General features: G+C 69.8%; 22 protein-coding genes. 8 read left to right on the top strand and 14 right to left on the bottom strand.

Annotated elements, in window-relative coordinates; all coding sequences use genetic code 11:
- Nucleotides 1-2: 2 nt before the first annotated feature.
- The 3 genes from B7K21_RS11340 to B7K21_RS11330 form a co-directional block, all read right to left on the bottom strand.
- The gene (locus tag B7K21_RS11340; RefSeq protein WP_234989295.1) at nt 3-1265 is read right to left on the bottom strand and encodes an ammonium transporter; all 1263 of its coding nucleotides are present in this window, start codon (nt 1263-1265) and stop codon (nt 3-5) included.
- Between the two features lie 224 nt (nt 1266-1489).
- Nucleotides 1490-2593, bottom strand: a complete 1104-nt coding sequence (gene ftsY, locus B7K21_RS11335) for a signal recognition particle-docking protein FtsY (protein ID WP_373994286.1) — start codon at nt 2591-2593, stop codon at nt 1490-1492.
- Nucleotides 2594-2617: 24 nt separating this feature from the next.
- Nucleotides 2618-2920, bottom strand: a complete 303-nt coding sequence (locus B7K21_RS11330; RefSeq protein ID WP_144016210.1) for a hypothetical protein — start codon at nt 2918-2920, stop codon at nt 2618-2620.
- A gap of 155 nt (nt 2921-3075) precedes the next feature.
- Between B7K21_RS11330 and B7K21_RS11325 the strand changes: the two genes are divergently transcribed.
- Entirely contained in the window at nt 3076-4362 is a 1287-nt protein-coding gene (locus B7K21_RS11325; protein WP_084075636.1) for a hypothetical protein, read from the top strand.
- On the opposite strand, the gene smc is transcribed toward B7K21_RS11325, so the two are convergent.
- The 6 genes from smc to B7K21_RS11295 all read right to left on the bottom strand — a co-directional run bounded on the left by smc (nt 4359) and on the right by B7K21_RS11295 (nt 14383).
- Nucleotides 4359-7958 carry a chromosome segregation protein SMC gene (gene smc / locus B7K21_RS11320; RefSeq protein WP_084075632.1) on the bottom strand — a complete coding sequence of 1200 codons (3600 nt, stop codon included), beginning with the start codon at nt 7956-7958 and terminating at the stop codon, nt 4359-4361. The two genes, B7K21_RS11325 and smc, sit on opposite strands and share 4 nt — an antisense overlap.
- A 115-nt stretch (nt 7959-8073) precedes the next feature.
- Nucleotides 8074-9702 (bottom strand): ABC transporter ATP-binding protein, encoded by a 1629-nt coding sequence (locus tag B7K21_RS11315; protein ID WP_084075631.1) that lies wholly within the window; start codon nt 9700-9702, stop codon nt 8074-8076.
- A complete protein-coding gene (locus B7K21_RS11310; RefSeq protein ID WP_084075630.1) occupies nt 9699-10496 on the bottom strand; it encodes an ABC transporter permease in 798 nt (265 codons plus the stop codon). The genes B7K21_RS11315 and B7K21_RS11310 overlap by 4 nt, the downstream gene beginning before the upstream one ends.
- Nucleotides 10493-11521, bottom strand: coding sequence for an ABC transporter permease (locus tag B7K21_RS11305; RefSeq protein ID WP_144016209.1), 1029 nt, complete (start codon nt 11519-11521; stop codon nt 10493-10495). Before B7K21_RS11305 ends, B7K21_RS11310 begins: the two co-directional genes overlap by 4 nt.
- Nucleotides 11522-11537: 16 nt before the next feature.
- Entirely contained in the window at nt 11538-13154 is a 1617-nt protein-coding gene (locus B7K21_RS11300; RefSeq protein ID WP_084075626.1) for an ABC transporter substrate-binding protein, read from the bottom strand.
- Nucleotides 13151-14383 (bottom strand): amidohydrolase family protein, encoded by a 1233-nt coding sequence (locus tag B7K21_RS11295; protein WP_159448520.1) that lies wholly within the window; start codon nt 14381-14383, stop codon nt 13151-13153. Before B7K21_RS11295 ends, B7K21_RS11300 begins: the two co-directional genes overlap by 4 nt.
- A 251-nt stretch (nt 14384-14634) precedes the next feature.
- Here B7K21_RS11295 and B7K21_RS11290 point away from each other — a divergent pair, with 251 nt between their 5' ends.
- The 6 genes from B7K21_RS11290 to B7K21_RS11265 all read left to right on the top strand — a co-directional run bounded on the left by B7K21_RS11290 (nt 14635) and on the right by B7K21_RS11265 (nt 20783).
- On the top strand, nt 14635-15156 hold the full coding sequence (locus tag B7K21_RS11290; protein ID WP_084075622.1) for a PPC domain-containing DNA-binding protein: 522 nt from the start codon (nt 14635-14637) through the stop codon (nt 15154-15156).
- A complete protein-coding gene (locus tag B7K21_RS11285; protein WP_084075620.1) occupies nt 15153-15884 on the top strand; it encodes a GntR family transcriptional regulator in 732 nt (243 codons plus the stop codon). The genes B7K21_RS11290 and B7K21_RS11285 overlap by 4 nt, the downstream gene beginning before the upstream one ends.
- A 162-nt stretch (nt 15885-16046) precedes the next feature.
- Nucleotides 16047-17192: an adenosine deaminase gene (gene add / locus B7K21_RS11280; RefSeq protein WP_084075618.1), complete on the top strand. Its 1146-nt coding sequence runs from the start codon at nt 16047-16049 to the stop codon at nt 17190-17192.
- Nucleotides 17189-18979, top strand: coding sequence for an adenine deaminase C-terminal domain-containing protein (locus tag B7K21_RS11275; RefSeq protein WP_084075616.1), 1791 nt, complete (start codon nt 17189-17191; stop codon nt 18977-18979). The genes add and B7K21_RS11275 overlap by 4 nt, the downstream gene beginning before the upstream one ends.
- Nucleotides 18980-19008: 29 nt before the next feature.
- Nucleotides 19009-20154: an acyl-CoA dehydrogenase family protein gene (locus B7K21_RS11270; RefSeq protein WP_159448519.1), complete on the top strand. Its 1146-nt coding sequence runs from the start codon at nt 19009-19011 to the stop codon at nt 20152-20154.
- On the top strand, nt 20151-20783 hold the full coding sequence (locus B7K21_RS11265) for a flavin reductase family protein (protein WP_200806309.1): 633 nt from the start codon (nt 20151-20153) through the stop codon (nt 20781-20783). The genes B7K21_RS11270 and B7K21_RS11265 overlap by 4 nt, the downstream gene beginning before the upstream one ends.
- A 27-nt stretch (nt 20784-20810) precedes the next feature.
- Here the strand turns inward: B7K21_RS11265 and B7K21_RS11260 are convergent, their stop codons facing one another.
- A complete protein-coding gene (locus B7K21_RS11260; protein ID WP_084075612.1) occupies nt 20811-21398 on the bottom strand; it encodes a YqhA family protein in 588 nt (195 codons plus the stop codon).
- Between the two features lie 256 nt (nt 21399-21654).
- On the bottom strand, nt 21655-22071 hold the full coding sequence (ndk, locus tag B7K21_RS11255) for a nucleoside-diphosphate kinase (RefSeq protein WP_084075611.1): 417 nt from the start codon (nt 22069-22071) through the stop codon (nt 21655-21657).
- 58 nt (nt 22072-22129) lie between these two features.
- Here ndk and B7K21_RS11250 point away from each other — a divergent pair, with 58 nt between their 5' ends.
- A complete protein-coding gene (locus B7K21_RS11250; RefSeq protein WP_159448518.1) occupies nt 22130-22636 on the top strand; it encodes an adenine phosphoribosyltransferase in 507 nt (168 codons plus the stop codon).
- 64 nt (nt 22637-22700) lie between these two features.
- On the opposite strand, the gene B7K21_RS11245 is transcribed toward B7K21_RS11250, so the two are convergent.
- From B7K21_RS11245 to B7K21_RS11235, 3 genes are read right to left on the bottom strand one after another with little or no spacing between them, the layout of a single operon-like run.
- The gene (locus tag B7K21_RS11245) at nt 22701-23162 is read right to left on the bottom strand and encodes a hypothetical protein (RefSeq protein WP_084075607.1); all 462 of its coding nucleotides are present in this window, start codon (nt 23160-23162) and stop codon (nt 22701-22703) included.
- Nucleotides 23159-23575 carry a DUF4233 domain-containing protein gene (locus tag B7K21_RS11240; RefSeq protein ID WP_084075606.1) on the bottom strand — a complete coding sequence of 139 codons (417 nt, stop codon included), beginning with the start codon at nt 23573-23575 and terminating at the stop codon, nt 23159-23161. The genes B7K21_RS11245 and B7K21_RS11240 overlap by 4 nt, the downstream gene beginning before the upstream one ends.
- Complete coding sequence (locus B7K21_RS11235) at nt 23572-24969, bottom strand: folylpolyglutamate synthase/dihydrofolate synthase family protein (RefSeq protein ID WP_200806308.1); 1398 nt, start codon at nt 24967-24969, stop codon at nt 23572-23574. The genes B7K21_RS11240 and B7K21_RS11235 overlap by 4 nt, the downstream gene beginning before the upstream one ends.
- Between the last annotated feature and the right edge of the window lie 67 nt (nt 24970-25036).

The raw sequence follows: 25036 nt of genomic DNA, 5'->3' as shown, positions 1-25036 counted from the left end.
GTTTACACAGCCTCCTCGTAAGCGGACTCGCCGTGCTCGGCGAGGTCGATGCCGGACACCTCGACCTCCTCGGTGACGCGCAGGCCGATCGTGTACTTGATAGCAAGTCCAATGATCAGCGTAGCGATAGCCGAGTAGACGATGACGACCAGAGCAGCGAGAGCCTGGACGCCGAGCAGCGTGATGCCGCCACCGTAGAACAGACCCGCGTCGCCGTTGATGGTGCCGGAGGCGACCAGGCCGATGGCCAGGGTGCCCCAGAGACCCGAGACGAGGTGGACGCCGACGACGTCGAGCGAGTCGTCGTAGCCCAGCTTGTACTTGAGGCCGACCGCGAGGGCCGAGAACACACCGGCGAGGAAGCCGATGATGATCGCGCCCCACGTGTCCACCGAGGCGCACGACGGGGTGATGGCGACCAGACCGGCGACGACACCGGAAGCGGCGCCGAGCGACGTGGCCTTGCCATCGCGGATCTTCTCGGTGAGCAGCCAGCCGAGCATCGCGATACCGGTGGCGACCGTGGTGTTGACCCACGCGATAGCCGCGTAACCGTCGGCAGCGAAGGCCGAACCGGCGTTGAAGCCGAACCAGCCGAACCACAGGAGCGCGGCGCCGAGCATGACGAACGGCAGGTTGTGCGGCTTGAACGGCTCCTTGCCGAAGCCCTTGCGGACACCGAGCAGCAGCGCGAGGACGAGCGCGGCCACACCGGCGTTGATGTGCACGACGGTACCGCCGGCGAAGTCATACGGGCCGGGCAGGTCGCCGAACCACGGTCCATCGGGCCCGAGCAGCGCGGCGAAGCCATCTCCCCACACCCAGTGGGACACGGGCGCGTACACGAGGATGACCCACACGAAGGCGAAGAGCATCCAGGCGCCGAACTTCATGCGGTCGGCGACCGCACCCGAGATCAGCGCGACCGTGATGATCGCGAAGGTGGCGCCGAATCCTGCCGAGATGATGCCGGCAGCGTCACCGGACTCCATCGTGGCGATCATGCCGAAGTCGTAGCCGGGGTCACCGATGATGTCGTTCATGGTGTCGCCGGCCGAGATCGAGTAGCCGACCAGGACCCAGGCGAGCACGCCGACGCCCATGGCGCCAAAGCTCATCATCATCATGTTCAGAACGGACTTGCTGCGCGACATGCCGCCGTAGAAGAACGCCAGAGCAGGCGTCATCAGCAGCACCAGCGAAGCCGACACGAGGAGCCAGGCGACTGCCCCGACGCCGTCGGCGTAAGCCATTGCGTCTTCCATATTGATTCTCCCTTTCGCTGACCCTCCGGCCAGGTACAGCCACCCTCCCGCAGATCTGTTACACCCGAACTGCCCTTGTGTTTCCGGACGGTTACAAGACGGGTGTACGGGTAAAGAGTGTGTTGCCCTGTCCACCTGGTGAGACGCGCGGGAGAGTGCGAGGGGCGAGGCGCGCGGAAGCGTACGCGCCCGACGCCGCGGCCGGGCTCCGGGGAGGAACCGGACTATTCGCCGAGCAGGCCAGCGACGAACTGCTCCGCATCGAACGGCGCGAGGTCGTCCTCGCCCTCGCCGAGTCCGATGAACTTCACGGGCACGCCGAGCTCGCGCTGCACCGCGATGACGATGCCTCCGCGGGCAGTGCCGTCGAGCTTGGTGAGCACGATGCCCGTGAGAGGCGCGACCTCACCGAACACGCGCGCCTGCGTGAGCCCGTTCTGACCCGTGGTCGCATCGAGCACGAGTAGCACCTCGCGCGGTGCGCTGACCTTGGACACGACGCGCACGATCTTCCCGAGCTCGTCCATGAGGCCAGCCTTGTTCTGGAGGCGGCCCGCAGTGTCGACCAGCAGCACGTCGGTGCTCTCGTCGCGCGCCTTCGCTGCGCCTTCGAACGCGACCGAGGCGGGGTCCGCTCCGTCGGCATGCGAGCGAACGACGGGCACGCCGACGCGCGAACCCCACGTCTCGAGCTGGTCGGCTGCCGCGGCACGGAACGTGTCGGCGGCCGCGAGCACGACGGACTTGCCCTGCGCGACGAGCACGCGGGCGATCTTGCCGACGGTGGTCGTCTTGCCCACGCCGTTGACGCCGACAACCACGACGGTCGCCGGCGCCTCTCCGTCGAGCGCGAGCGAGCGGTCGAGCGAGGGGTCCACGATCTCCAGCAGCGCCTCGTGGAGCAGTGCGCGAGGATCCTCGTCGGGCGTGCGCTGGAGCCGGGCGCGCAGGTCCGCCAGCAGCTCGTCGGTGGCCGCCGCTCCCACGTCTGCCGCGAGGAGCGTCTCCTCGAGCTCGTCCCAGTCGTCCTGAGAAAGGGAGTCACGCGAGAAGATCGCGAGGAGCGAACCGCCGAGTCCCCCGCCCAGCCGCGAGCGCAGCCGCTGAAGCCTGCTCGCCGGCGCCTCGGGGGCGGCGACCGTCGTCGCGGTCGACTCCGCGTCGACATCGCCCGATGCGGGTGTGGCCGGCGTTGCGGGCGACTTCGGCGCCGGCAGTCCACGCCTGCGGGTCAGGAGCGCCGCGGTGCCGCCTCCGACGGCAAGCACGGCGACGATGACGACGACGAGGTCAGCGCTTCCAGGAATCCATGAGACGTCCACGGGCACAGTCTCTCAGAGGCGCGCGGCGCGTCAGCGCTTGACGACCTCGCGCACGGTCTCGCGGAACGACACGCGGGGCCCCTCTGGCGCGTCCACGTCGCCGACCAGCTCCCACTCGCCCGAGCGTGGCACCTCGGTGCCGAACATCTCCGCCCGCACCTCTTCGACGATCTCGGCGCGAGGTCGGCCCTTCAGGGGACGCTCGGTGAGTCGCAGAACGCTGCGCACGAGGTGCGCGCCGCGGCCCTCCGCGAGCAGCGCGGCGACGATCACGATGACGGACAGCGCGATCGCGGGGATCATCGCGCCCTGCATGTCGTCGAACGAGAACAATGTGCCTCCCAGGCTCAGCGCCACCAGGGGCGCGAAACGGATATTCCGGACACCAGCATCAGGCGTGCGCCACGATCGAGCAAGCCCCCTGCATAGGGGGCGCCACCGCGAGCGTCCTCCCCCTCAACGCGCGAGGCGCCGTCTACGCTTCCCTCATGAGTGATCGCGAGCAGCCGGACGAGGCGTCGGCGGCACCCGAGGCCACGGAGACCGCATCTTCTGGCCCGCTCGCGAGGTACGTGATCATCGCCGCGATCGGCGTGGCCGTGATCGCCGCCGGCGCGCTCGGCTGGAGGCTCGCGCGTGGCGAGGACCCCGAGGCGACGGAGTCGCCGACCGCGGGCGCCTCCGCATGCGAGGCCCTGGGCGTCGAGCAGATCGCGCTCGACAGTCAGACCACGGACGCGCCCAGCGAGTTCTGCCTCGTGCTCGAGGACCGCGTCGAACTCACCTTGGGCGTCGCGGCACTCGACGTCTCCGAGGGCATCTCCATCACTCTCGAGAACTCCGGGGGCACGCCGCTCGCCCGCGCGGATTCCTCGCTCGGCGCCGACCCGGTGCTGACGCTCGTGCTCGATCCCGGGACGTACGTGGGCCGGGTCACTGCGCTCGACGGGGGCGACGCTCCCCCGTTCCTCGTCTACAGCGCGACGTTCGCGGCCTCGTCACAGGCGCCCTCCGCGTCGGGCGCCGTCACCCCCACGGCCGACGCGTGCGGCGCCGAGGTGCCCCTAGTCACCGGGGCGGGCGAGATCGAGGCCTCGTCCGACGCGCCGTTCCTGTGCCTCGAACTCGAAGAGCCCACCTTCATCGTCGCAGGCGCGATCTCGCACTCCGACCTCGCGCCAGACCAGGGCGGCCCGGACCTCCAGCTCGCAGTCTCCACGTTCGACGCGGACGGCATCGCACGCACCGTGCGGGCGAACGACGACGTGTACGGCTACGACCCCGAGGTCACCGTCGACCTGCCTGCAGGACTGCACCTGATCGCCGCCGAGGCGTGGTTCGGCGTGGAGACGGGCGACCTCACTCTCTACGCCGGTCCGGCGGGCTCCGTGATGCGCACCGGGGAGGTCAGCTCCGTGCTCGCCAGCATCACCGCGTCGGTGTGCGACGGCTCCCCCACGATCGCAGCCGGGGAGCAGCGCACGTTCGCCGAGCCCACCCAGTACGTGTGCCTTGACAATCCGACCGCACAGCGGCTGAGGGTAGAGGCTGCCACGCTCGGCGAGCAGGACCTCGTGCTCGAGCTCGTCCAGTTCGTGGACGGCACGCCGGTGCGGATCGGCTGGACCGATGACAGTCCCGAGGCGACCTCGCTGGCGCTGACCGACCCCATGATCGATAAGGTGCTGCCCGCCGGCCGCATCATCATCGCCGTGACCACGTTCTTCGGTGGCGAGGCTGAGAACTACGACCTGCGGGTCGTGCTGATCGACTAGGCGGCGTCGCCCTCGTCGCGCAGTCGCTGCGAGATGACCGTCGTCACGCCGTCGCCGCGCATCGTCACGCCGTACAGCGCATCGGCGATCTCCATGGTGCGCTTCTGGTGCGTGATGACGATGAGCTGCGAGTCCTCCTGCAGCTCCGTGAAGATCTCCAGCAGACGCCCCAGGTTGACGTCATCCAGCGCCGCCTCGACCTCGTCCATCACGTAGAACGGGCTCGGGCGTGCCTTGAAGATCGCCACGAGCATCGCGACGGCCGTGAGGGAGCGCTCGCCGCCCGACAGCAGCGACAGCCGCTTGACCTTCTTGCCTGCGGGACGCGCCTCGACCTCGATGCCCGTGGTGAGCATGTTCTTGGGGTCCGTCAGCACGAGCCGTCCCTCGCCCCCGGGGAACAGTCGCGGGAAGATCCGCTCGAACTGCTTCGCGGTGTCCTCGAAGGCCTCGACGAAGATGCGCTCCACGCGCTCGTCGATCTCCTTGACGATCTCGAGCAGGTCCTCACGCGACTTCTTGATGTCGGCCAACTGCTCCTGCAGGAACGTGTAGCGCTCCTCGAGCGCCGCGAACTCCTCGAGTGCGAGCGGGTTGACGCGGCCCAGCTGGCCCATCGCGCGCTCGGCCTGGCGCAGCCTCTTCTCAAGTGTCTCGCGCACGAATGGCTCGGTGGGCGTCCAGTCCTCGGGCAGCTGCTCGCCCGACTCCTGCGCCGATGCGCGCGCCCGGTCACCCGCCTCGCCCAGCAGTGGCACGGGAAGGTGGGGCCCGAACTCCTCGACGAGCACGGCGGGGTCGGTGTTCAGCTCGTCGATGGCGCGCTGCTCGAGCTGCTCGAGTCGCACCTTCATCTGGGCCTTCGCCACCTCGTCGCGGTGCGCGTCGTCCGTCAGTCGCGCGTACTCCTGCGCGAGGTCATCGACCTTGCGGCGCACCTCCGACAGCTCCCCCGCCCGCTCGGAGCGCGCGAGCTCAGCCTCGGCGCGCGCGTCGTCGGCGCGCTGCACGGACACGTCGATCGCCTGGAGGGCATCGGTAGCGCCCGCGATGACCTCGCGCGCCGCGACCGCCTGGCGCTCGCGCCGCGCCGCCGCTTCCGCCGCGCGCGCTCGCGCGTCCCGTTCCGCCTGGGCCGCCTTCTCGAGGCTCTCCGCCCGCGCGGCGAGGGCGCGTGCGCGCTCCTCAGCGGTGCGCAGCGCAAGACGCGCCTCGGTCTCCCGCGCACGGGCCGCCACTGCGGCCTGCGCGTCGGCATCGCGCGCCTGCTGCGCGGTCGCGACGTCCGCCTCGAACTGCTCCGGCTCGGCCTGGGCGGCGGTGAGACGCTCGGTGAGCTCCACCAGCGCCTCCTGATCGGCGGCGATCCGCTGCGCGGCCTCGTCCAGCTGCACCTGCAGGCGCTCTCCCTCGGCCTTCGCGGCCCTCGCGGAGGCGTTGAGGTGGCCGAGTTGCTCGGCGACGGCGGCCATGCGCGCATCGGACTCGTTGAGGCGCTCCAGCGTGTGCTGATAGGCGGCGCGCGTCGTGGCCTCCGCCTCCTCGGCTCCGCGGATCTCGAAGCTCGTGGCCTCGACGGTCCGCGCGGCGGCGTCGCGCTTGTCGCGCGCGTCATCGAGTGCGGCCTGCATGTGCAGCACGCTGGGCGCATCGCCGGCGCCGCCGTACGCGCTGCGTCCGCCCAAGAGGTCGCCACGCCGGGTGACGGCAGTGATGCCGCGGTGAGCCGTGACCAGCGAGCGAGCCGCGACGAGGTCCTCGACGACGGCGACGCCGGACACGGACGCCCTGACGGTGTCGACGATCCCCGCGGGCCCCGACAGAAGCTCGGACGCCCACGCGGCACCCTCGGGAAGAGCGATGCCGGGGTTGTCAGCGACCGCGTCCGAGTCCGCGACGACGAACCGAGCGCGGCCGGCGTCCTCGTCGCGAAGCCACCGGATCGCGTCCACGGCATCCTCGACGGAGTCCACCGCGAGCGCATCTGCCAGAGGTCCGAGCGCCGCGGCGATCGCGTCCTCGGCGCCCGCCTCGATCTCCACCAGAGAGGCGACGGTGCCGCGCACCGCGCGCACACCCTCGGCGAGAAGCGCGCCCGCGCCATCCTTGCGCGCAAGCGAGAGTTCGAGCGCCTCGGCCTTCGCGGCCCACGTGTCGCGCTCCCGCATCGCGGTGTTGAGCGCATCCTTCAGTTCCGACAACCGCTCCTTGGCGGCGTCCCACGCCTCGGTCGCGCTCTCGTGCTGCGTGTCGAGGTCCTCCTCGCCCTCCTCCACGGAGGCGACGGTGGTCTCGAGCGCCTGGAACTCGGTCGTCGCCTCGTGCGCGCGCTTCTCGGCGGAGGCGAGCGACTCCTGGAGTCGGCCGATCTCGGCCTCGGACGCTTCCACTCGCGAGCGCTTGGCCGCGACCTGGCCCGCCACGCGGGCGACGCCCTCGCGCCGGTCGGCGACCGAGCGCAGCAGGGTCGCGTGGTGCCGCTCCGAGTTGTAGGCCTGGTCCTCGGCGTCCTTGCGCGCCGCCTCGGCGGCTTCGAGTTCCGCGCCGGCGGCCGTCAGCTCGGAGTGCAGCTCCGCGCGCGCGGACTTGGCGCGCTCGACCTGTTCGTCCAGATCCACCAGGTCGGTGGGCGGCGACGAGTCGACGTGCGTGCCGAGCATGCGGAGGCGCTCGTCGGCGAGGTTCGCGAGGTTGCGCAGGCGTTCGCGGATGGCGCTGAGCCGGTAGTAGACGTCGTTCGCCTTGGTGAGGGCCGGCGTGGCCTCGGCAGCGATGCGCTCGAGCTCCGCGAGGCGCGTGCGCGCGGCAGTGAGCGAGGCCTCGAGCGTCGCGCGCTGCTCCTGCAGCGCGGTCTCGTCGGCCTTCTCCTGCTCAAGTTGGGCGGTAAGGCGTGCGAGGTCATCGGCCAGCAGTCGAGACCTCGCGTCGCGCACCTGGATCTGAATGACCTGCGCCTGTCGCGCCACCTCAGCCTGCTTGCCGAGCGGCCCCAGCTGGCGGCGGATCTCCGTCGTGAGGTCCTGCACGCGCGTGAGGTTGGCCTGCATCGCGTCGAGCTTGCGCAGCGCCTTGTCCTTGCGGCGGCGATGCTTGAGGATTCCCGCGGCCTCCTCGATGAAGTGCCTGCGGTCCTCGGGTGTGGCACGCAGCACCGCGTCCAGCTGACCCTGGCCCACGATGACATGCATCTCTCGGCCGAGGCCCGAGTCCGACAGCAGGTCCTGGATGTCGAGCAGGCGGCACGGCGAGCCGTTGATCGCGTACTCGGACCCGCCCGAGCGGAACAGCGTGCGCGAGATCGTGACCTCGGCGTAGTCGATCGGGAGCGCGCCGTCGGCGTTGTCGATCGTGAGCGACACCTCGGCGCGACCCAGCGGTGCGCGACCGGAGGTTCCGGCGAAGATGACGTCATCCATCTTGCCGCCGCGCAGGGTCTTGGCGCCCTGCTCTCCCATCACCCACGCGAGCGCGTCGACCACGTTCGACTTGCCGGAGCCGTTGGGCCCGACGACGCACGTCACCCCTGGCTCGAACTCAAGGGTGGTCGCCGACGCGAACGACTTGAAGCCGCGCAGCGTCAGCGTCTTGAGATGCATGCCAGGGAGTCTAGGGGACGGGAGTACCCGGCTCGGGGAGCCTCACGGGAGACCCTCCAGGTCGCCAGCCGCGCCCGACGCCCTTTCAGGAGAGTCGCGCCCGACGCCGGTGCGGTCAGGCGGTGACGGCCGCTCCGGGGATCGCTGAGATGAGCTCGCGCGTGTAGGCGGTTCCCGGGGCCTCGAGGACCTGCGCGGCCGGCCCACGCTCGACGATCGCGCCCTGGGACATCACGGCGATGCTGTCGGAGATCTGGCGGACCACCGCGAGGTCATGAGAGATGAAGAGATACGTGAGGCCATGCTCCGCCTGGAGATCCACGAGCAGCTGCAGGACCTGCTCCTGCACGGACACGTCGAGCGCCGAGACCGGCTCGTCGAGCACGAGCAGCTCGGGCCGCACGGCGAGCGCTCGGGCGATCGCGACGCGCTGCGCCTGGCCTCCCGAGAGCTGGGCGGGCCGCCGCTCGAGATGCTCCGGACCGAGCCTCACCTGGTCGAGCAGCTCGGCGGCCGTCGCGGCGCGCTGCCTGCGCGACATCGTGCCGCCCGCCCGGAGCGGCTCCGTGACGAGCTTCTCCACGCTCATCCGCGGGTCCAGCGATCCGACGGGGTTCTGGAAGACGACCTGGATGTATCGGCGGAAGCGCCGCAGCCGCTCCCCTTCCATCGCGGAGAGCTCCTCGCCGTCGAAGCGGATCTCGCCCGAGTCTGCATCGATGATCCGCGCGATCATGCGCGCGGTGGTGGACTTGCCGGATCCCGATTCGCCGACGATGGAGAAGGTCTCCCGCCGACGAATCTCGAGGTCGACCCCCGTGACGGCGTGGACCGCGCCGGAGCCGCCGTCGCCCGGGTAGGTCTTCACGAGACCTCGCGCGCTGAGCAGCGGAGTCCCTGACGCGTCGGCCGTGACCGCAGTGACCTCGGCACGCGGACGGAGCCGGGCCGAGTGCAGACCCGGCGCTGCCGCGACGAGCGCACGGGTGTACTCGTGCTGGGGCGCCGCGAGGACCTCCGCCGCGGGGCCGGACTCGACGATGATCCCCTGCTGCATGACGACGATGTCGTCGGCGCGATCGGCCGCGACGGCGAGATCATGCGTGATCAGCAGCACGGCGGTGCCGTGGGCCGCGCGCAGTGACTCCATCCGGTCGAGCACGTGCCGCTGGACGGTCACATCGAGTGCGCTGGTGGGCTCGTCAGCGACGACGATCTGGGGTGTGCACGCCCATGCGATACCGATGAGCACGCGCTGCCTGAGCCCGCCGGACAGCTCGTGCGGGTACTGGCGGGCTCGCCGCTCGGGGTCAGGGATGCCCACCTCGTCGAGGATCTCGATGGCGCGCGAAGCGGCGTTGGCACGGCTCGCGCCGGTGTGGCGACGCAGAGCCTCGGCGATCTGCTCGCCGATCCTCAGCACCGGGTTGAGACTGCGCGACGGGTCCTGAGGGACGAAGCCGACTACGTCTCCCCTGAGGCGTCGGAGCGCACGCTCGCGCAGCGCGGTGAGCTCGATGCCGTCGACCTCGACCGTGCCCTCGGTGCGGCGCGCCCCGTCAGGCAGGAGCCCGAGCACCGCGTTGGCGACGGTGCTCTTGCCGGACCCCGACTCGCCGACCACAGCGAGGATGCGGCCCGCGGCGAGCTCGAGATCGACGCCGCGCACGGCGTGATGGCGGGCAGCGCCGGAGCCGTAGGTGACGTGGAGGTCGGTGACCTTCAGCACAGGGACATCGCTCATCGGTTGCCTCCGAGGTTGCGGGCGACGCCATTGACGGCGAGCACGACGACGAGGATCACGGATCCGGGCATGATGCTCAGCCACGGCGCGGTGGCGATGAACTGGCGTCCGTCGGATACGAGCGACCCCCACTCGGGAGTCGGCGGCTGGGCGCCGAAGCCGAGGAAGCTCAGCGCGGACACCGCAAGGATGGCGAGCGCCAGTTCGGTGGACGCCATCGCGACAATCGGCTTCGAGGCGTTCGGAAGCACGTGCCGCAGCAGGATCGTGGGGCGCCGCAATCCCATGGTGCGGGCAGCCTCGATGTACTCCTCGTTCCTGACGCGCATCACCTGGGCGCGCATCACGCGAGCGAACGAGCCGGTGGCCCCGAGGCCGACGCCGATCGCGATCGAGACCGCGCCAAAGCCCAGCGACGCGACGACGATGAGTGCGAGGAGAATCCCGGGGATCGCGAGCATGACGTCGACGACTCGCATCACCGCGAAGTCGACGCGACCGCCTGCGGCGCCGCTGACGAGTCCGATCAGAGCACCGAGCACCGCACCCGCGGTGGTGGCGAGAACCGCGGCGAGGAGCGAGAGACGTGCACCATGGACGACGCGGGAGAAGACGTCACGGGCGAGCGCATCGGTGCCGAACAGGTGGTCCCAGCTGGGCGGCTCGAGTCGTGCGGTGCCGACGGAGTCGAACGGGTCATAGGGCGCGAGCAGCGCGGGCCAGATCACGGCGACCAGGGTCACCGCGAGCACGAGCACTGAGAGCAGCGCCACGGGGTTGAGCAGCCGCCTCATGCGTCTGCACCTCCTGCCGGAGTCGTCGCGCGTGCGCGGGGCTTCGCGGCGACGCGAGTGCGGATGCGGGGGTCGAGCACGCCGTAGAGGAGATCCACGATCATGGTCGTGACCGCATAGATGACGGCGACCACCATGACCACGCCGGTGACGACGTTGATGTCGCGAGCGAGGACCGCGTCCACGGTGATGCGTCCGATGCCGTCGCGGGAGAACACCGTCTCGACGACGGCGGTGCCGCCTGCGAGGTAGCCGATCTGGATGCCGATGATCGTGATCGCGGGCAGCACCGCGTTGCGGAGGATGTGGCGCCCGATGACGACAGGCTGGCTGAGGCCCTTGGCCTGCGCAGTGCGGACGAAGCCCGCATCGCCGGCCTCGAACACCGCCGCGGAGAAGACCTGATAGAAGACGGCACCGGTGGGAAGGGACAGCGTGATGGCGGGCAGCACGATCGAAGAGAATCCGTTGGCGCCGGAGGCGGGGAACCAACCGAGCTGGAACGAGAAGACGCTGATGAGCACCACTCCCGTGAGGAACGCGGGGATCGCGATGCCGAGCGGCGGGATCTGAGAGATCGTGCTGCGCAGCCAGTGGGGGCGGGCGAGGTACGCGGCGATCGTGAAGGAGAGCGCACCGGCGAACCCGAGCGCGAGCGCGAGTGCCGCGACTGCGGCCGTCTTCGGGAGCGCCCGCGCCACCATGTCGGACACCTCGTATCCGGTGGCCATGGAGACGCCCAGGTCTCCCCTGAACAGGGCGAGGAAGTGGGTGACGTACTGGTGGAGGACCGACCCGTCGAGGCCGTACTGCGCCCGGAGCGCGTCGAGCACCTCCGGGTCGGTGGTCGCGGCGTCCCCGGCGCGCACCGCGAGAGCGGCGAGCACCGGGTCGCCGGGCAGGGCGTGGATCAGCAGGAAGGTCACCGTGTAGGTGGCCCACACCACGAACAGGGCCTGGAGCACCTTGGGAGCCACGAACCGCACGAGCGGTCCCGCCCGGTGAAGCCTTCCTGCTGATCTCACGTGGGTCGCCCTTCGCTTAGTCGACGACCACGGCGTCGTAGAGGTTGATGCGCGCAGCCGAGTCGAAGGTCAGACCCTCGACGGACGACGACGAGGCGTGCAGCTGCACGGTCTCGAGCGTCGGGATGACGTAGGCCCTCTCGGCGACGAGCTGCTGGATCTCGTCGATGATCGCCTGGCGCGCGTCGGTGTCGACCGTCGCGGCCTGCTCCTGGAGCAGCGCCTCGAGCTCGTCGTCCTCCGCGATCGCCCAGCGCGAGCCCCCGTCGACGGACAGCAGCACCCGGAGAACGTCAGGGTCGGTGCGAGTGAGGCCAGCGCCGAGAGCGTCGTAGTCGCCCGTGGCGATGGCACCGAAGAAGTCACCTGCGGAGACCATGTTGATCTGCATGTCGATGCCGTTGTCGGCGAGCTGGATCTGCGCCGCCTCGAGCACGTCCTGCGCGTAGAAGGCGGTCACGGTGAACGTCAGGGCCTCACCGTCGCGCTCGTAGATGCCATCCGCTCCGAGCTCCCAGCCATCCGCCTCGAGCAGCGCGGCAGCGCCCTCGGGGTCGTACGCGAGGGTGTCGCCGAGATCGGTGTAGCCGGGAGTCGAGGAGGTCAGGACGCTCGTGGGCGCCTGACCGCTGACCGAGCCGGTGAGCACGTTGATCTGATCGCGGTCGAGCGACTTGGTGATGGCCTGGCGCACGGCCTCTTCGCCCATGAGCCCGTGCGTGGTGTTGACGAGGAACGCGTTCGGGACACCGGGGTTGGCAGCGGCGTAGAGGTGGTACTCGTCACCGGCGAATCGCGCTTCGTCGATGTACGGCACGTCCTGGATGAGGTCGTACTCGCCGGACTCGAGGCCACCGGTGCGGACTGAGGCCTCGGTGATGATCGGGAAGGTGACCGAGTCGAGGTACGCCTCTCCGGTGTGGCCACGCAGCTCGGAGCCCCAGTCATATCCTTCACGCTTCACGATCTTCACGGAGTCGTTGACGACGTAGGAGTCGAGCACGAACGGGCCAGTGCCCACCAGGGACAGGCAACGCTCCTCTGCCGAGGCCGCGACGGTCTCCGCGGACAGGATGCCGAGGCTCATGGTGGTGGCGCCCTGAGCGAACTGGACGTTCGGCGCGGAGAAGTTCACCGTGAACTCGGTGTCACTGATGACGTCGGTACCGGCGTAGCCACCCAGGTAGGCGCTCGCCAGGGACGCGGCGGCCCCGAGCTCCACGATCGCGTCGAAGTTCGCTGCGACCACGTCAGAGGTCAGCGCGGTGCCGTCCGAGAACGTGACCCCCTCGGCGAGGGTGAACGTGTACGCGGTCGCGTCGTCGTTCACCGACCAGTCGGAGGCGAGCCAGGGCACGATATCCCCAGTCTCAGCATCCTGGTCGAGAAGAGAATCGGTGAGCTGGCGGCCGACGTTCAGCGAGGTGGTCATCGAGGTCTGCTGCGGATCGAGGCAGGTGGGGTCTTCCTTGAGTGCGAAGACGACGTCCTGCACTGCGGCCGGCTCGGCGTCTGGGGTGTCCGACGTCGGCGTCTCCGACGCGCCGGAGCACCCGGCGAGCACGGTGGCGAATGCGACGGCGGCCACTGGCATGGCCAGGCGCCGCGGGGGAATGCGGGCGGGGATGGTCACTTGCTTGCTCCTTGAGTGGGGGTGAGCTCCGGCAGCGCGCCGAAGATGGTCTCGCCGCGGCTGACCACGGCGACGATCGAGTCAGAGGTGAGGTCCTCGAGACGCTCCCAGGGGCGTCCCTTGACCACGACGAGATCGGCCTCGGCACCTCGCGCGATGCGACCCAGGCTCGGCATTCCGATCGCGTCGGCGGCGTCGGAGGTCGCGGCGATCATCGCCTGCTCGGCCGTCCATCCGAAGAGCGCCTGCATGTGGCGCAGTTCCTCGTGCTGGTCACCGAACCGCACCATCACCCCATTGGCGTCGGTTCCGAGCACGAACCTCACCCCGGCCCTGGCGGCGCCGACGAACCGCTCGTCACGCTCAGCGACCACGCCCTTGGCCTTGTCAGCCGCCTCGTCCGTGACCGGGATCTCACGTGCAGCGATGCGGTCGTTGATCAGGAGCGTGGGCGCAACAGGAATGCGCCGCTCGGCAAGCTCGGCCCAGTGACGCTCGAGAATGCCCGTGCCATGCTCGATCGAGTCGACCCCGTGGGCGAGAGCACGGTCCACGCCTTCGACCGAGTGCGTGTGCGCCGCTACCAGCATCCCCAACGCGTGGGCCTCGTCGATGGTCGTGGCAATCTCAGCGTCGGTCTGGTTGCGCCAGCCCACGCCGTCTCCCATCGACAGCACGCCGCCAGACAGGTGGATCTTGATGCCGTGCACGCCCTGGCGTGCCCACTGCCGCACAAGCTTCCGGCACTCGTCGGGCGAGTCTGCGGTCGGAGCCCGGTGTGGGTAGTGCGGAGGAGTGAAAAGGTCGCCGTGCCCTGCCGTCATGCCGACCGTGCCATACACGCGCAGGCGGGGACCAGGAACGAGTCGATCGTCGAGTCCACGCGCCGCTGCGAGCTGCACCTCTGAGCCCGCGAGATCACGCAGGGTCGTGACGCCAGCGCGCGCGGCAGCGGCAGCATGCGCGACGACGTGAAGCGATTTCTCCGCTGCGGGGGTGATGATCGGCCAGGTGGCCCAGTCCGTCGGCGCGCTGCCCGCCGACGAGTCGAGGTGCACGTGGGTGTCGATCAGGCCCGGAATGACGCTGTACTCGTCGGCAAGAACGGAGGCCTCGGATGCTGTGACGTCGTCGATGCGGCCTGCGCTCCAGGTCACTGTCGCGACGCCGCGCGCGGCCGTGCCGTCCCAGACGGGCAGTCCTGCGAGGGTGCGTGCGGGGTCGCTCAAGAGGGCTCTCCTCAGTGCTGTGGGGGTGTGCCGCGACCGGCGATGTCGCGTGGGGATGTGTGCCACGTTAGCGCCGACCGGAGGCTCAAATGTCAACAAGTGGGAAATGCAACGAGAAGTTAACACGCAGGAAATGCGCGTCGCCGTGCGTGTAATGCGCACGTGTACGTGACAGAACTAGGATCGCAATCAGCGCCCTTGTCAATAAGTGCGCGCGCACCACTCTTCTCTCCCCGACCTCAGGAGGCACCATGCACTCGACAGAGATCGCCAGCGGGCGCCGCCTCGCTCTCGCGCTCGAGCCCGGGGACGACGTCCTCGGATCGATCGGACAGGCGTGCTCCGATCACGGAATCGCGCAGGCAGTGATCGTGACGTTCAGCGGTGCGTTCCGGCGGGTACGCCTCATCGCGACGCACCACGATGACCGCCTGGACCCGGAGGAGCCGCTGACAGACGCGGTCGAGGTGACGCACGTCGAGGGAGTCGGCTCCGGCACCGTCGCCACGCTCGACGACGGCACGCTGTCCGTCCACGTGCATGTCGCAGTCGGCGTCCGCGCGGAGGCGGGCGCCGCCTACGCGGGACACCTGCTTGCAGGTGAAGCCCAGTATGTGGTCGAGGTCGTGCTGGACGAGGTTCTGGAGCCGCGCACCTTCCGAAGTGCGAGCGACGCCACCCGGGGGGTTCCTGCGTGGCGGTTCCTGGACACTTCCGCCGATGCGCCCCCGGCACTAGCCTTGCGGCAACGACACGAGGGGACGATGCCGTGACCTTCCTTCCGTTCTCCACGCCCGATGTGGACTCGATCCAGATGCAGCTGCTGCGGTTCGCGCGCGAGGCTGCCGCGCAGCGCGCACCGCTGCCCGGCGAGCTCGAGCTCACGAGCCGGCTGGGCTGCACGCGTCAGCAGCTGAGGAATGCGCTGCAGGCACTCGAGCGGCAGGGAATCGTGCGCCGCCGCCAGGGCACGGTCACCACGGTGGACCCGATCGCGCTGCGGATGAGCGTGCGCCTGGAGGAGCAGTTCGAGCACACGGATCTGCTCAACCGGCTCGGGTATTCCGCGACGGTGGAGGGCCTGTCCTCCGAGACGATCCCGATCCCCGGCCACATCGCCGCGCTCATGGAGCTCCCCGACTCGACTCTGATCGCCTCGATGCGCAAGCGCTGGAGAGCGGACGGCAAGGTCGCGATGATCGCTGACAACTCGATGCCCCTGCCCGACGGAGGCGACGTGGACCCGCAGGAGTCGGTCTTCGACGCGATTGCGAGACTTCACGGAGAGGCCGTCGTGTGGGAGGTCACGACGCCGGGGCTCGCCACGCTCGAGGGCGAGCTCGCTGAACAGTTCGAGCGCGAGCCGGGCACCCCGGTGATGACATTCGAGTTCATCGGCATCGGCGCGAGCGGCACGCGGCTGCTGCACTCGATGGAGTACCACGACCCCTCGCTCGTGAGCTACTCCATGGTGCGCACCGCGCGCCCGCCGTGGGCATGAGCCGCGGAACGCTCACCACGCGATCCATCACTAGTTGACAAGCGGACGCCGAAGACTCGCAGTAGTCCCAAGCGCCGTGCTCCGGTTTCGTCGATGTTACGAGTGTGAAAAAGGTTCGCGACCGGCTTGTCAACAAGTGCCCCGCTCGTGTTGAGTGGCACCATGACCGGTTCCTCCCTGACCTCCGCCCCCGCCGAGACCCTCGGCATCGACATCGCGACCGCACGCGCCCTGCCCAAGGCCGAGGTGCACGTGCACCTCGAGGGCGGGCTCGCGCTCGCCGACCTGCTGTGGCTCGCGAAGGAGAACGGCGAGTCGCTTCCCGGGCCGGCTGCCACCCTCTTCGACGTCTCCACCCATACGGACTTCGAGATGCCGGAGGAGACCACAGGAGGCGGCGACGGCGTCGGCACCGGCGGGCTCAGCGGCTTCCTGCGCTTCCTCGACTGGCAGTGCGGCCTGGTCCGCACCCCCGACCAAGCCGCACGCGTGGCATACGCCTTCGCCGCGCGCCAGTCGAGCTCCGGGGTGCGCTACACCGACGCGATCGTGAACCCCACCCATTGGCACGGCTGGCGGGGCAAGGAGCACGACCTCATGGCCGCTATCGCGGCTGGCCTCGCCGAGGCCGAGCAGGATGGGCTGTGCGTGGTGAACCTCGCGTGGTCCCTGCTGCGCAGCCAGACGGCCACCGAGGCCCGCGAGATCGTCGAGCGCATCGTCGCAGGCCCTTCGCCTCGCATCGTCGCGCTGTCCGTCGACGGCGATGAGAAGGTTGCCGGACGCACCGGCGAGAAGTTCTCCGAGGCGTTCACCCTGGCGCGTGACGCGGGACTGCATCGCACGGTGCACGCGGGCGAGTCGTCCGGTCCCGAGGGCGTGTGGGACGCGGTGGACCTGCTGCACGCGGAGCGCATCGATCACGGCGTGCGTGCGATCGAGGACCCGGCGCTGATCGAGCGCCTGATCTCGGACGGCATCGCGCTCGGCGTGTGCCCGCGCTCGAACCTCACGCTGGGCGTCTACGACGGCTGGGCGTCACACCCCCTGCCCGCGCTGCTCGATGCGGGCGTGCTGGTCACGCTCAACACTGACGATCCGGAGCCGCTCGGCACGACCCTCGCGCACGACTGGGTCGAGACGTCGGCGCACTTCGGCTGGGGACTCGACGTCATGGCGGGCTTCGCGGCGCGCTCGATCGACGCCAGCTTCGCCGACGACTCCCTCAAGGCCGCACTGCATGCCGACCTCAGCGAGACCGTGGCCACGGCGCGCGCCAAGCAGAAGAGCACGGAGATGGCGCGATGACGCAGATGCGTGACCTGTACCCCAGTACCGCCGAGCTCGTCCGCCTGCGGGCGGTGGCGTCGGGCGCCGAGACGCCAGACCTCATCATCCGAGGCGGGCTCGTGCAGTCGCCCGGCACCGAGGAGTGGCTCGAGCGCGACGTGGTCGTCGCCGGCCGCCACATCGCCGCGCTCACGCCATGGGGAAGGTTCGCCTCGGCGACCGAGGAGGTCGACGCGTCGGGCTCGTACGTGGTGCCGGGGTTCATCGACGCGCACCTGCACATCGAGTACACGAACCTCACCCCCGGGGAGCTCGGCCGCGTCAGCGTGCCGCAAGGCACCACGACCGTGCTCACGGACCCCAATGCCGCCGCCAACATCTGGGGCGAGCGGGGCCTCGAGTTCATGCTCGACACGACCACTCCCCTGAGAATCCTCCATCAGGTCTCCCCCACCGCACCCGCGTCCGACACGCTTGAGCGCGGCGGCCAACGGCTCGCGGAGGAGACGGTGCTCGCGCGGCTCGCAGAGAATTCCGCTGTGACGCTGGGCGAGTCCAATCCCTTCGACTACTCGGAGGTCTCGAGCGCGCGCTTCCGCGAGGCCCTCATCCAGGGGCGCCGCATCACGGGTCACACCGCCGCGCAGACCGAGGAGTCGCTGTGGGGCTACCTCGCTGCCGGAGTCAGCGACGACCACAACTCGGTGACGATCGACGAGGTGCTTGAGCGCACTCGTCTGGGCGCCATGATCACGGTGATGGCCTCGTCACTCGCGGACAACACGCACAGCATCTTCGCCGATCTCGACGCCGTCGCACCCGCGCTCAGGTCGCTGTGCTTCTGCGCTGACGACAAGCAGGTCGCGGACCTGGTGAGCGAAGGCCACATCGACCACCACGTGCGCCGGGCGATCAGCATGGGAGTGGACCCGCAGCTCGCCTACCGCATGGCCACCACCCAGCCGGCGCAGTACTACCGGCTCGACCAGGTCGTCGGCGTGCTCGCGCCCTCGCGGCTCGCCGATGTGCTGGTGATCCCCGAGCTCGCCGAGGCCCGTCCGTCAGTGGTGCTCAGCTCAGGCGCTGTCGTCGCCCGCGAGGGTCAGCCGCTGTTCACCAACGAGGACGTGCTTCCTGAGTGGACTCGCGGCACGATCCGCCTGCCCGACACCCTGGACCCGACGACGCTCGCGGTCACCGCTCCGGCGGGCGTCGCCGCCGTCGAGGTGCGCGCCATGGAGATGTACCACGGGTACTTCAAGCGTGCCGTGACGGCCACCCTCCCCGTGGTGGACGGCACCGTGCGTGCAGATCCCACGCAGGACATGCTGAAGATCACCGTCATGGACCGCCACCACGGCAGCGGCGAGCGCGGCGTCGGCTTCGTCCGCGGCTTCGCCCTCACGCGCGGAGCCATCGCGGTCAGCATGAACTGCATGAACATGAACATCGCGGCAGTGGGCGTCACCGACGCGGACATGCTGCACGCCATCGAGGAGCTGCGTGCGCTCGGCGGCGGCTTCGTCGCTGTCGCCGACGGCGAGGTGCTCGCGCGCGTTCCGCTGCCGATCGGCGGGGTGATGAGCGACGCCCCGTTCGAGGAGACGAATGCTCTGCTGGTTGCCGCACACGACGCCGCTGCGTCGCTCGGATGCGAGATTCGCGCGCCGTACATCATCCTCTCGTTCGTCGGCATGTTCGTCGTCCCCGAGATCGGGCTCACCGAGCTGGGCCTCATCGATGTGGAATCCCAGCGATTCATCGACCTGCTCACCTCCGGCGACACTCACTCCCACTCCCACTGAACCGCACCCCGAGCGACAAGGACTGCCTCATGACCACCGCCTCCGCCGCCCCCGTCGACGTTGCCCCCAGCCCCACCGCCGTACCCGAGCACGAGCGAGTCTGGCTCGACAGGGTCGCCGCGCTCCTGCCTGAGCTCGCCGCCACCGTCGCGCAGGACGATAGGGACGCACGGATCCCGCTCGAGCACCTCGAAGCGCTGCACGCGACGGGCCTCGACGCCGCCTTCCTGCCGCGTGAGCACGGCGGCGAGGCGCTGTCCTACGCGACGCTCGTGGCCGTCGTGCGCATGATCGCCACGGCTCACCCGTCGGCCGCGACGCTGTGGCTCATGCACCTCGGAGCCGCTCACGCACTCGTCACCCTCTCGGCTCCGGAGCAGGCGACCTTCTTCGCGTCGGAGCTTGCGCGTGGCGCGCGGTTCTCGAACGCGCTGTCCGAGCCGGGCGGGGGCAACCTGTTCCTCACCTCGCAGACGGACGCGCCCGCGACCGATGCCGGCTGGTCTTTCACTGGCCGCAAGATGTTCATCACCGGCTCCGAGGTCGCGACGCACTTCTTCATGAACGCCCGCGTCGACGGCCACCGCGGGTTCTTCGGGGTGACGGTGGATGACACGGTGTCCTTCCCGCCGATCGACGAGACCAGCGGCATGCGTGCCACCCGCTCGCGCGGCGTCGCGTTCGCCGCCACTCCTCTGCTGAAGGAGCGCCTGTGCGCGCCGCCTGCGCCGACATACGCGAACCTCATCACGGTCGGCTTCGCCTTCATCTCGATCGGCATCGCCGAGGCCGCGCTCGCGCAGCTCAAGGCGTCCGCCACCAAGCCCAAGCCCGGCGCCACGGCGACCCTCGCGGACGCTGAGTGGGTGCGCATGGAGACCGGCATGGCGTGGGCCGAGGTCGAGGCCGCCAAGGCCCTCGCCGAGCGGGCCGCGTGGCTCGCCGATCAAGGCGACGAGGCCTGGATCCAGGCGTCGACCACCGCGAAGATGCTCGCCAACGAGGTGGCCAAGCGCACCGCTGCGCTCATGGTGCGCGTCGCGGGCGGTGGCGGCTACCTGGTGAAGTCTCCGGTGCAGCGGATCCAGCGCGACGCGCAGGCCGGCGCCCTCATGGCGTACTCGGTGCCGTTCAGCCAGGGGCTGGTCGGCGGCTGGTTCCTGGACGAGGCATGAGCCTCCTGATGCCCGAGCGCGACCAGGTCCTCGCCGCCCATATCGCGGGAGTTCTCACCGACATCGTCGAGCATGCGGCCGCCGACCCCTCGTCGCGCCGTCCCTCTCCCCTGCCCGACGCTCGTGCCGGCTCCCGCGCGCGCGACGAGCTGGGCGTGGATAGGGATCAGCTGAAGGCAGCGCTCGGCACGTTCGGCTCGGGCGTCACCATCGTGACGGGCATGCACGACGGTGCACCCGCAGGATTCACCTGCCAGAGCTTCTTCTCCGTGTCTCTTGACCCGCCGCTGGTCGCCCTGAGTGTGATGTCGACCTCGACCACATATCCGACGATCCGTGACGCCCACCGCATCGCCATCTCGGTGCTCGCGGAAGATCAGCGCGAGCTGTCGAATCAGTTCGCGCGCTCAGGCACCGACAAGTGGGCCGGCGTCGCGTGGGCGGCGACGCCGGGCGGCGCGCCCGTGATCGCTGGCTGTGTGTCCTGGTTCGAGTGCGAGATCGAGAGCGAGATCGAGGCGGGCGACCACATCGTGGTCATCGCCCGCGTCACGGCCCTGCGCGGATCCCAGGACGCAAGGCCGCCGCTCATGTACTGGTCGGGCGGGTACCAGCGCTTCGAGGCGTAGCCAGCCCAGGCGTCGGGCAGGCAGCTCTCACGGGATCCTGTCGACCGGAGCCGACTCCACGTGCGAGACCCCGCCCGCATGGGGGCCTGCGACCGACGTCGGCTCGTCCTGGTGCGCCTGCGCGAGCAGCACCTGCCGTTTGGCGGCCCAGTAGTCCATGACGGAGAACAGCACGCCGGAGATCACGAACGTCACGTGCAGCCCGATGCGCCACGCGATCGGCTCGTAGTCGACGTCGGGGTCGTCGGCGACCGCCACGAAGTCCTTGAGCAGCAGGATCACGGAGATCGCGACGAGCGAGCCGATGAGCTTCATCTTGAGGCCGGAGAAGTCCACGTGGCCCATCCACGAGGGACGGTCCACGGAGTCCTCCGCGGTCTTGATCTTGGACACGAAGTTCTCGTAGCCGGCGAAGATCACGATGAGGATCAGGTTTCCCAGCAGCGCGATGTCGATGAGCGTCAGGATGGCGACCGTCACCTCGTCGGCGGGCGAGTCGAGGCTGAACCCTTGGGCGAGATGGATGAACTCCAGGAAGAACTTCACCGTCACCAGCACGAGACCAGCGACGAGCCCCAGATACATCGGCGCCAGGATCCATCTGCTCGCGAACAGGACGGTCTCAAGCGCGTCCTCGTATCATTCCCTCACGGCGCCTCCCTCAGCACGGTGCCCTGCGGATCAGATGCGATCGCGGGCCGAGCCCAGCACAGGGCGCCGACGCGGGGGACGTCCGGTTCCGTGTGATCTACGTCACACCGACCGCATTCGCACCATACCGGTCAGGGCATGCGGAAGGAAGGCCCCACGTACACAGAAAGCCCTGCTCGAGGGGACAAAAGGGAGAAACCGGGAAGGGCGGTGCCCTGCGCTAGAGCTCGGGGAACCAGATGCCGATCTCGCGCGCAGCCGACTCGGGCGAGTCCGAGCCGTGCACCAGGTTCTGCATGACCTTGAGGCCCCAGTCGCGTCCCAGGTCGCCCCTGATGGTGCCTGGAGCCGCCGACGTCGGGTCGGTCGTGCCCGCGAGGGATCTGAACCCCTCGATTACTCGCTGGCCTTCCGCGACGATCGCGAGCGTCGGGCCGGAGAGCATGAACTCGACGAGCGCCTCGTAGAAGGGCTTGCCCGCGTGCTCCGCATAGTGCTTGCCGAGCAGCTGCGGCGTCGCCTGGCGAAGCTCCACCGCGACGAGGCGGTAGCCCTTCCCCTCGATGCGGCGCAGGATCTCCCCCGACAGGCCGCGCTTGACGCCGTCGGGCTTCACGAGGATCAGAGTGCGTTCCATGCCTGCGAGCCTATCGCCCTCGCCGCGGACCGCGCCCGGCTCGTGCCAGGATGGATGCATGATCACGCTCGAGGACTTCGACACGTATCCCGACTTCCCCGTCGACGGCATCCTGTTCTACGACATCGCGCCCATTCTGGCGAGCCCCGAGCGCTTCCGCGAGGCGTGCATCGACCTCATGCCACCGCGTGGTTCCCAGGTGGACATCGTGGTCGGGGTGGATGCGCGCGGCTTCATCTTCGCGCCCGTCGTGGCGCAGACGCTCGGCGTCGGCATGGCGATGGTGCGCAAGAAGGGCAAGATGCCCGGGGACCTCCTCGAGGCCGAGGTCACGATGGAGTACGGCTCGTCCGAGCTGACGATCAACCCGCAGGGAATCGAGGGCAAGCATGTCCTCGTGATCGACGACGTGCTCGCGACCGGCGGCACCGCTCTCGCGGTCGCGGAGATGCTCGAGCGTGCGGGTGCCGCGAGCGTGCGCTTCAGCTTCCTCATGGAGATCGCCGACCTCCCCGGCCGCGAGGCGCTGGCGGCGTACGACCTGAACGCGATCGTCTCCGTCTAGGCCACACGCCCGACGCCGCACTCCCGGTCGCTTCGCACGCGCCTTCGAGGCGGGTCCGGTCAGATCAGGCGGGCACGTGCTTGTAGCCGGGCGCCCATCGCGCGCCGAGGAGCACGAGGCAGATGCCGATGATGGCTCCCATGGACGCCTGGAAGGCGATGTAGCCCTGGTTGGGGTCCACCGGCACCACGCTCAGGGAGCGTATGTAGGCGGCGTGCGTGGCGATGGCCGTGACGAGTGCCGCCACCGCGAGGCCGCCGACGATCACGAGCAGCCACACGGGCGCCTGCGGCGTGCCGGGGTGATCCCGCAGGTAGCGCGACCATCGCAGCAGCGCGAGGAAGCCTGCGATGCTCGAGATCGACAGGCCCAGGAACAGCAGCACGTAGATCCTGAGCGGTGGGTTCGCGTCGGCGCCAGCCGCGTAGCTCACGAGCACGGTGCGTTCGAGAGCCCAGAACAGCATGCTCAGTCCGATCACGCCTGCGGCGAGCAGGCCGCCGACGCTCCACAGCAGCCGGCTCATGCGTCGTCCTCATGGCCCGCAGCCACCGCTGCGCGCTCGGCACGCTCGCGGTCGATGCGGCCGCCGAGCCGCAGCGCCGTGATCCACAGCGCGAGGAACATGAGGCCGATGACGCCGATCGCAGGCACCGCGACGCCGGCGGCGATCATCGGCGCCTGAAGCACCCATCCCAGCCAGCGCCCCCAGGGGCGCTGCTGCACTCCCGAAGCAGCAAGGAGCAGCAGCATCAGGACGAGCCCGCCGATCACGAGCGCCTGGGGCGCGAGGTCGACCCAGCCGCCGAGCATGCCGGCCTTGCCGAGACCCAGCGACACGATCGCGGCGAAGAGCGCCGCGATCCCCTGCAGCGCGAGCACCGTCTGCGTGAAGATCAGCCGCGCCGAGCGCTGCGGCCTGGTCTGCGTCTCGCTCATCGCGCCTGCCCCGTCCCCTTGCGCTTGTCGGCTCCGAGCAGCACCCGCGCGTCGGCGACGAGCGTGATCGAGCCCACGACGAGCACGCCCGCACCCATGTCGTGATCGCGTTCCGCGATCTGCACGGCCTGGTCGAGCGCGTCGGGCACCGAGCTGGCAACCGAGACCCGATCATCCCCGAAGACGTCGCGCGCGATGGCCGCGAGGTCGTCCGCCGGGATCGCGCGCGGCGAGCTCGACGCGGTGACCACGACGTGGTCGAGCGCAGGCTCGAGCGCGCCGAGGATGCCCTCGGCGTCCTTGTCGGTGAGCACGCCGACCACGCCCACGAGCGCCTCGAAGTGGAACGACTCGTCGAGTGCGCCCACGAGCGCCTCGGCGCCCGCCGGGTTGTGCGCGGCGTCCACCAGGATCATCGGCGAGGTGCGCACCGCCTCGAGACGCCCGGGCGACGTCACGGCGCCGAACCCCGCCTCGACGGCGGAGCCGTCCAGCGCGCGCGGCTCTCCCCCGTCTGCCATGAGCGCCTCGACCGCCGTGAGCGCGAGCAGCGCGTTGTGCGCCTGGTACTCGCCGTACAGCGGCACGAAGACGTCGGCATAGGTGGCCGCGGGAGTGCGCAGCGTCACGAGCTGACCGCCGACGCCGGGGCTGCGGTCCACGACCTCGAGCTCCTCGCCCTCCCACAGCGCTCGTGCGCCACGTTCCCTGGCGGCCTCCGCGAGGACGGGCTCGACCGCGTCGGGCTGGTGCGCGACGACCGCGACGGCGCCGTCCTTGATGATCCCCGCCTTCTCGCTCGCGATGTCGACGAGCGAATCGCCCAGCCACTGCGCATGATCCATCGCGACGGGCGCGATGACGGAGACGTCGCCGTCCGCGACGTTGGTCGCGTCCCACACGCCGCCCATCCCGACCTCGACCACAGCGACGTCCACGGGGGCGTCGGCGAAGGCCGCGTACGCGAGCACCACGAGCACCTCGAAGAAGCTCATGCGAGGTCCGCCTTCGGACGTCGAACGCGCGTCCACCATGTGCAGGATCGGCGCGACGTCCTGCCACAGCCGGATGAAGTCCTCCTGCGAGATCGGCTCGCCGTCGATCTGGATGCGCTCGCGCACCGTGGTGAGGTGCGGCGAGGTGAACAGTCCGGTGCGCAGCCCGTGCTCGCGCACCAGGGACTCCGCCATCCTCGCTGTGGAGGTCTTGCCGTTGGTGCCCGTCAGGTGGATCACCTTGTAGGCCCGCTGTGGGTCGCCGAGCAGTTCGCACGCCGCCTGCACACGCTCGAGCGTGGGCTCGAAGTCGTGCTCGGGGCTGCGGGAGATGATGTGGGCGTAGATCTCACGCTCGGCTTCGTCGAGCGACAGGCCGCCGAGGTCCAGGTCCGTCATGCGCACCAGTCTCCCATGCCCGACGCGGGGCCGGGCATGGGCGGCGCCGCCGGGTGCGCGCATTGCT

It is taken from the genome of Demequina sp. NBRC 110052, from assembly GCF_002090075.1.
In the GTDB taxonomy this organism is placed as follows: Bacteria; Actinomycetota; Actinomycetes; order Actinomycetales; family Demequinaceae; genus Demequina.
Note: the sequence above shows the minus strand (reverse complement) of the source record. Positions and strands in the feature narration are given on the sequence as shown.